Annotated in this window: 4 protein-coding genes; 3 read left to right on the forward strand and 1 reads right to left on the reverse strand. The window is 70.1% G+C overall.

What is annotated here, in order from left to right:
- Positions 1 to 133 precede the first annotated feature (133 nt).
- Together ING98_00840 and ING98_00845 are read left to right on the forward strand one after the other, a co-directional pair.
- Positions 134 to 1684 carry an NADH-quinone oxidoreductase subunit L gene (locus ING98_00840; protein MCA3100400.1) on the forward strand — a complete coding sequence of 517 codons (1551 nt, stop codon included), beginning with the start codon at positions 134 to 136 and terminating at the stop codon, positions 1682 to 1684.
- Positions 1681 to 4311, forward strand: a complete 2631-nt coding sequence (locus ING98_00845; GenBank protein ID MCA3100401.1) for a DUF2309 domain-containing protein — start codon at positions 1681 to 1683, stop codon at positions 4309 to 4311. The genes ING98_00840 and ING98_00845 overlap by 4 nt, the downstream gene beginning before the upstream one ends.
- A 46-nt stretch (positions 4312 to 4357) precedes the next feature.
- Here the strand turns inward: ING98_00845 and ING98_00850 are convergent, their stop codons facing one another.
- Positions 4358 to 7219: a DUF2135 domain-containing protein gene (locus ING98_00850; protein MCA3100402.1), complete on the reverse strand. Its 2862-nt coding sequence runs from the start codon at positions 7217 to 7219 to the stop codon at positions 4358 to 4360.
- 374 nt (positions 7220 to 7593) lie between these two features.
- Here ING98_00850 and ING98_00855 point away from each other — a divergent pair.
- The coding region (locus ING98_00855) for a hypothetical protein (protein MCA3100403.1) at positions 7594 to 8027 on the forward strand (434 nt) is incomplete at its 3' end.

Consider the following 8027-nt stretch of genomic DNA (forward strand, 5'->3'; position numbering starts at 1 on the left):
CGGAACATTGAATTTTACGCATGCGACGCGCCTGCGTAGATTCGCGCTGTCGCCACGTCTGATCCCCGGAAGCCCTTTGAACCCTGCCGCGCTCGACACGCTGACCCAGGACCTGCCTGCCTGGCGCAGCGCCCTGCTGCTCAGCCTGCCGGTGGTGTTCGGCGTCACGGCGGCCGCGCTGGCTGCGCTGGGCCCATCGGTGCGCGTCGCCTGGTCGCTGGTGCGCCTTGCCAGCGCGATCGCGCTGGCAGCCGCCCTGCTGGCGTTCGCGGCGTTCGCTGCTGCCGGTGCAGCCGTGCTGCCGCTCGGGCCGCTGTACCTGCTGCGGACGGACGCCGCCGGCGCCGTGATGACGCTGCTCGTGGCGTTCGTCGGCTGGGTGATCGCCGGGTACTCCAGGCGCTATCTCGAAGGCGAACCCGGGCAGGTGCGCTATGCCTGCTGGCTGATGGCCACCCTCGCTGGAGTGGGCGGCGTCGCGATCGCGAACGACCTCCTGCTGCTGGCCTTGTGCTGGCTGGTTGCCAGCGCGTCCCTGCAGCGGCTGTTGCTGTTCCACGGCGCACGCCCGGCGGCGCGTATCGCCGCGCACAAGAAGCTGATCGCGAACCGGCTTGCCGAGGTGTGCCTGTTCGCTGCGATCGCCGTCCTCTGGGCGAACCTCGGCACGCTTCGTATCGATGCAATGGTCGCGCACCCGACTCTGGCCGCGGGGGCTGGTGTCCCGCTCGCGGTGCATGCGGCGATGCTGCTGATCGTGCTCTCGGCCCTGCTCAAGTGCGCGCTGCTGCCGTTCCACGGCTGGCTGATCCAGGTGATGGAAGCGCCGACGCCAGTATCCGCGCTGCTGCATGCCGGCGTGGTGAACCTGGGCGGCTTCGTACTGATCCGCCTCGGCGGCCTGCTCGATGCCACCCCAGCTGCGCAGGTGCTGCTGGTCGTTGCCGGCACTGCCACAGCCGTACTCGCAGCGCTGGTGATGACGACCCGCATCAGCATCAAGGTCTCTCTCGCCTGGTCGACCTGCGCGCAGATGGGCTTCATGCTGATGCAGGTGGGGCTCGGTGCCTACCCGATGGCCCTGCTGCACCTGGTCGCCCATTCACTCTACAAGGCCCATGCTTTCCTCGCCGCGGGCGGAACCGTACGCCGCACCACCGAGCTGGCACTCGCCGGCCGACCGGCAGCTCACGATGTCGCGTCAGCACTCGTGGTCGCGGCGGGCGCAGCCGGGGTGATGGCGACGGCGTTCGGCGGATGGGCGCTCGCGTCCGGCGGACATTCCACGATCGAGCCGGCCCAGTGGGCCCTCGCCGCGATCGCCAGCCTCGCCCTTGCGCCACTGCTGCCGCTGTCGGCCCGGCGCGGCGCGGTCCAGCCGGCCGTACTCCTCCTGTCTGCCCTTGCGGTGGCCCTCGTGTACGCAGGCCTGCACCAGGTCGCGGGGCACTGGCTGCCAGCCCGGGCGAGCGGCGATGCATGGCTGCCCTGGCTGCTGTCCGCGTGCGTGCTGGCCGCCTTCGCTGCGCTATACCTGCTGCAGTCGCTGTTGCGCGCCGACCCCTGCGGCGCGCTCTCGCGGCGGCTGCACCCCTGGTTCTATGCCGGGCTGTTCCTCGACGACCGACTGACCCGGGTTGCCTTTGCGGCCTGGCCGCTGCGCGGCCCGAGGAGCCACACATGAACATGCCGTCCGAAGCACTGCTCGACCGCGCACGGGCGATCGCCGCGGCGGTGCATGCCGCAACCGCGCGCATCGTGCCTGCCTGGCCGCTGGACCGGCTGATCGCGGTCAATCCCTATGAAGGACATGCGGACAAGCCGATCGCCGACGCACAGGCCAGACTCGATCGCCTGTGCGGGACCTCGATGCTCATGCCGCGTACCTGGTATCGCGACGAGTGGCTTGCGGGCCGGCTCTGCCGCGAAGACCTGGAAGGTGCCGTCGACCTCTGGCTGGAAGAGGCTGGCGCGAGGCGAAGCGACAACGGGGACCTGCCGCGCCGCGAGCGGCTGCTCGATGCGCTGCTGGGTGCGCTCGAACCGGGCAGCGAGGACGAGCCGTTGGATGGGCACCGGCTGCCGCTGGCGACGGCACTGGCCGATGGCCCGCACCTGCCCGGGCAGCCGGTGAGCTGGGCCGAGCTCGTCGTGCACCAGGTCAGCCAGCATTGTGCGGCGTGGTTCGACGACGGCCAGTCCGCATGGCGGCCCGACCCGGCAGCGAGCCTCTATGCATCCTGGCGCGAGCGTATCGCGTTCGACCGTGGGCTGCCGTCCCGCGATGGCCGCGCGGGCTTGCGCCACTGGGCGGCAGCGCTGCCGGCAGATCCGCTCACTGCGGTAACGGCGACAGCGGACCTTCTGTGCGTCGCCGATGCCGACCTCGAGGAATGGTGCGAAGCGCTGCTGCTCGACGTCGGCGGCTGGGCTGCCGCATGCGCCTATCGCCGGCGCCAGCAGGCCCCGACGCATGTCGAGGGCGCGCTGCCGCCCGCCGACCCGATGGAAGACCTGCTGGGCATCCGCGCCGGCTGGGAATGGCTGCTGCTGCACGACGATACGACGCTCCCCGGGCGTCTGCGTGCCGCCTGGCACGAAACGGCCAGCGCGCGTGCGCGCGCTGCGGCTGCCGACCCGCCTGTCGACTGGCTTCTGCAGTCGGCGCTCGAGCACGCATACAGCCGGCCACTCTGCAAGGCCCTGGCGCAGGACGCGACCGACGAGAAAGCGGCAGATCACGCGCCTGCCGCATGTCCCGCGGTCCAGGCACTGTTCTGCATCGATGTGCGATCCGAACCCTTCCGGCGCGCGCTCGAAGCGGCCGATCCGACGATACGCACGTACGGATTCGCCGGCTTCTTCGGCGTTCCGCTCGCCCACCTGCCGCTTGGGACGGATATCGCCTCACCGCGCGTTCCCGGCCTTCTGGCCGCGTCGGTCTGCGCGACCCAGACACTGGGTACGGTCGGCGCCGACGCCTGCGCGGCCGATGACCGCCTCACCGAGCTGCGCCAGCGCAGGCTCCAGGGACAGCGTCGCTGGTCGACCATGCGCAGCGCCGCGGCATCCGCCTTCGGCTTCGTCGAGGCGATCGGGCTGTCCTACGCCGGCAAGCTGCTCAAGGACAGCCTGCCGTCTGCCGCGCGCCCGCCGCGCTGGGAAGACAACGGCCTGCGGCCCGGTGAGGCCGCGAACCTGCGGCTGCGGCTGGCGGCTGCACCTTCGGCCTCTAGCTCCCCGGATGCCGCCAGGGCTGGCTGCGACGGTTCATCGACAGAGAGCCCGGGTACAGACCTCGCCGCACGCATCCTCGGGGTACTCGGAGCCATCGGCCTGAAGGCCCCGTTCGCGCCGCTCGTGCTGATCGCAGGCCATGGCAGCCAGACGCGCAACAACCCGCACGCCGCCAGCCTCGATTGCGGCGCCTGCGGCGGACACACCGGCGAGGTCAACGCACGCCTGCTGGCGCAACTGCTCAATGACAACCGGGTTCGTTCCGAACTGGCATTGCGCGGTACGGCGATCCCGCCTGGCACGTGGTTTGTCGCCGGCCTGCACAACACCACCACCGACGAGGTCACGCTGTTCGAGGACACGGCCTTGCCGGAGACGCACACCGCAGCGCTGGCCCGACTGTCGACCCGCCTGCGCGAGGCAGGCGACGCGGCGCGCGAGGCACGCGCGCCCTCGGTGTGCCCCGACCTCGCGAGTGCTGGTGTATCCCGGCTGCTGCACGCCCTGCGGGTACGTGGCAACGACTGGGCGCAGACGCGGCCGGAGTGGGGTCTCGCCGGCAATGCGGCATTCATCGCCGCACCGCGGGCGCGAACCGCCCGGCTCGATCTCCAGGGCCGTGCGTTCCTGCACGACTACCACTGGACCGACGATCCGGACCTCGGCGTGCTGGAGCTGATCATGACAGCCCCGCTGGTGGTCGCGAACTGGATCAACCTGCAGTACTACGCGTCCACGGTGGACCCGCTGCGCTATGGCAGCGGCAACAAGCTGCTGCACAACGTGGTCGGCGGCCACATCGGCGTGTTCGAAGGCAATGGCGGCGACCTGCGCATCGGGCTGCCCTGGCAGTCGGTGCACGACGGGGAGCGCTTCCGCCATGTACCGCTGCGGCTGCATGCGTTCATCGAAGCGCCCGCCTCGGCGATAGAGGCGATCCTTGGCCGCCAGCCGCGCGTGCGTGCGCTGATCGAGCACGGATGGATGCATCTGTTCCGGCTGCCGGCGCGTGGCGGTCTGCCGCAGCGCTACCTGGCCGGCCGTTGGCTGCCGGCGGCCGCCTGCACCGGCTGATCCCGAGGGATGCAGCCGGCGCAGGCGGCAAGGCCTGTTGCCGCCGTCAACGTGTGTCCGGCGACCCGACGGTAAACGTGCCCACCGATACCTCCTGCCCGCTGCCGCTCAGGCGCAGCACGATATCCTCGTCCTTCTGGGTGGCGGTACCGAAGCCCGTGGACAATCTCATCATCAGCGTGGTGGCGGGTGCCACGATCTGCTGGTTGTGCCCGTAGAACTGCGCCTTGACCGTGTACGTACCCGGCTTCGCCGTGCGCAGGGAGAACTCTTCGGGTCCGTAGCCGCCGGTGAAGTCGTTCGACATGCGGCCACCCTGGTAGGTAAGCCTGCGTCCGTAGAACGCGCGCTCCCCATTCGGATCGATCACCCAGAGGTCGATGTCGGTGTTGTCCGCATCCCACGACAGTACCACCCGCAGGTCGAGCGGCAGGTTGCGCAGCAGCCGCGGGTCGATCGCCCGCGTATCGAGCGCAGGTCCGCCGGCGGCGACAGTGCGCGCGATGATCGCGTTCAGCTCCGCCAGCGCGATCAGTTCGATGTCGGGGAAGCGGTTGTTCCACGGCCGTTCCACTACCTGCCACAGATGGTCGACCGCCTGCTGCGCCTGGCCGGCCTGCGCGAGCGCGAGGCCGAGGTCTCGATACGACTGCGGCTCGTCCGGACTCAGCAGTAGCACCTTCCTCAGCACCGGCAGGGCCAGGGCGACCTGCCTCGCCTGCAGCAGGCGGTAGCCGAGGATGCGCAGGATATGGCGGTTCTCGAGGTTCATCTCCGCGAGGTTCGACAGCACCCGGTTCGCGAGCGCCGGCTGGCCACGCTCGAACAGGATGTCGGCGACGTCGAGGAAGAACGCCGTGCTGGCCAGGTAAGACGGACGTTCGTCGAGGTAGATCTCGTAGAGCGCGCTGTCGGGTGCGGCACGCAGGCGCTTCACATAGGGCGCATCCGGCACCCACCTGGCGAGGCGGATCGATGTCTGTGGTGCTGCCGTCGCGTTGCCGGTCGTCGCTTCGGCGGCACTGGATGCCATGGCGACCGGCGCGGGCACCGCATTCGCGCGCGCGGCCGATGTGGGTGCGGGCGGCGCTGGCGGTGCCGGACGCTGCTCGGAACGCCGTGCGGAATCGGCGGCGGACCCGACGGCGGCACCGGCCGGTGCCGGCACGGCCTTCGGCACCGGCTTGGGCGGCTCGTCCTTGGGAAACACGCGCTCCCACCACGACTGCTTCTCCGCGAAGCGGGCGGCGATCCGGTCGAGCTGGCGGCTGCGCGCGAGCAGGTCGGCATCGCGCTGCCGGGCGACCAGCCGCTCGTAGGCCGCGCGCAGCGCAGGCGGCGGTTCGATGCCATAGCGGGCGTAATCGGCGACCGCGTCGAGCACGATCAGCGAGGTCTCGGGCGTGGGCATCGAGAAGCGCATGCCCAGCCGCCGAATCTCGCTGCGGTTGCGTTCGGCGTCGGCCTGCAGCGCGGCCAGGCGCAGTGCCGCCCAGCGCTGGGCGGCTAGGCTACCCGATGGGCCACCCGCACCGGCCGGGCGGGCCGCGCTGCCGGACACCTCGATACGACGGGTAGTGCGCGCCCCGTCGGGTGCGACGATCTCCAGCTCGATCGTCGCCGCCGGCGCAAGCATCCGGCCGGCGACGACGATGCGCCCGTCCTCCGGGTATACGCTCGCCTGCACCAGGTCTGTTGCACCGTCGGCGCGTGCAGCGATCGCGCGGCTGCGCTGCGTGCGCAGTTCACGCACCGCATCGGCGGTTGCCGTGCGCTGCAGGTCGATCAGCGCACCGCCCGACTGTTCGGCCCTGTGACGCAGTGCGACCGGATCGGCTGCGGTCGAGGCGGTCAGCACATACATCGGCACCTGGGCGGCAGGCATCGGATCCGGGCCGTAGTTGCCCAGCCCGTCCGAGAACAGCAACGCGAGCCGAGCCGACGCCGGGATCGCGATCGCACCCAGGTTGGTCGCGCCGTCGTAGACCATCTTCTCGAGTGCCGAACGCAGGGCCCGCCAGTCGCCGCCACTGACCTCGAAACGCTCCGCCGGCAGCGCGACGTCGCGCACCTGGATCAGTTGCACGGTCACGCTGCCGAGCGCGCGGAAGTATCCGTCGAGCACGGCCAGTTCGCGCCCGTGGTCACGGTTCGCGCCCGAGCCCGATGCATCCCATACGATCGCAATCTCGGCCGGGGCCGCACGCGCCCGGCTTGCCGCCGCGAGCGGTATCTCCGCGTAAAGGAAGGTGTCGCCGGCAAACGATGCGGTCGAGACCTGCGCACGGTTGCCGGCGGCCGGCACCTGCACGCGTAACTGCGGGTCGACGACGGCGCTGCGTTCGACCACCAGCCGTGCGCTGCCGTCGAGGCCCGGCGAGGCTTTCAGCCGCTCGGCACCCAGGCTGGCGGAGATCGTACGCGCCTCGTTGCCGGGAAAGCGCAGGTCTGCCTCGAGGCGGCCGATCGGCTGCCCGAACTGTAGCGGCAACTGGTAGTCGAGCCGCACCTGGCCCCCTTCGGTCGTACGCGCGAGCGACTCGCCGATTTCGAGCACGACCCGACGGGTGCCGTTGGCCGGCAGCGGATACACGCGCAGGCGGTAGTTGTTGCCTTCGGTCACCTGCAGCAGCGCGGGATCGACCCGCGCCCGGATCACGTCGTCGAACACCTGACGGCCGCGCGCCTTCTCTACCGGCACGGCGGGGCGCAGTTCACCATCGATGTCGAGTGCGAAACCGGTCACCGCCTGGCCGGGGCGCAACGGAAACTGCAATTCGCCCTCCAGCACGCGCTCGTTCGGGTTGCGGAACTCCATCTCGATACGGGTGCGCGCGGCCATGCCGACGATCTCGGCATCGACGCGTACCCGCACCACCTGGATCGGCAGTCTGGCCTCGGCAGCCACCAGCCGCGGCACCTGCCGCGACAACTGAAGAAGCGGCGGAACGGGACGGGCGGGCGGCTCGGCTGCTCCCCCGGACTGTGCCCGAGCGACAGGGACCTGAGCCGGCAGCCCGGATAGCAGGGCACCGGCCTGCAATGCGAGGAGGAGCAGAAGGAACCGGCGCAGGGTGTGCCGGGCGAGGGAGGGCGGGGTTCGAAGATTTCTCATGGTCCTGCGTATAACGCGGCAGGATGGAAAAAGGGGTAAGCCCCGAGAAGAAAGACTGCCGCTGCCGATGTGCGCGACATGGCATTCGCGGCCCGTACAGGGCAGCATAGCCCCGCATCTTTCACGCGGCCCGCACGGACGACCGCAAACCCTTCAGAGGAGTCAGCATGCTTTTCCTGACCGAACGCGATGTGATGGACGCCCTGTCCGGCGGACATCCCGCACTCGAATCCGTCGAGCTGATCGAGGAAATGATGCGGCAGCAGTCGGCCGGCAGCACGTTCCAGCTCAAGCGCAGCACGATGACCCACCCGGACCATCCCGGCCACCTGTGGCACAACATCCGGATCCTTCCCGGAATGGTGCCGGGCATGGGCGCCGCAGCCGTGCGCGTCTACTCGGGCTACCGGGGTACCAACCGCTCCGAGGTGATCTGCCTGTTCGACTGGGAGACGATGCAGATGGTCTCGATCCTCTCCGACTACCACCTGCATGCGATACGCACCGCATCGCCGTACGGAGTAGCTGCGAAGCACCTCGCGCGCGAGGATGCAAGTTCCATCGGCATCATCGGCAGCGGCCGCTATGCGCGGGCGATGAC

The sequence above is a fragment of the Rhodocyclaceae bacterium genome, assembly GCA_020248265.1.
Taxonomy (GTDB): Bacteria; Pseudomonadota; Gammaproteobacteria; order Burkholderiales; family CAIKXV01; genus CAIKXV01.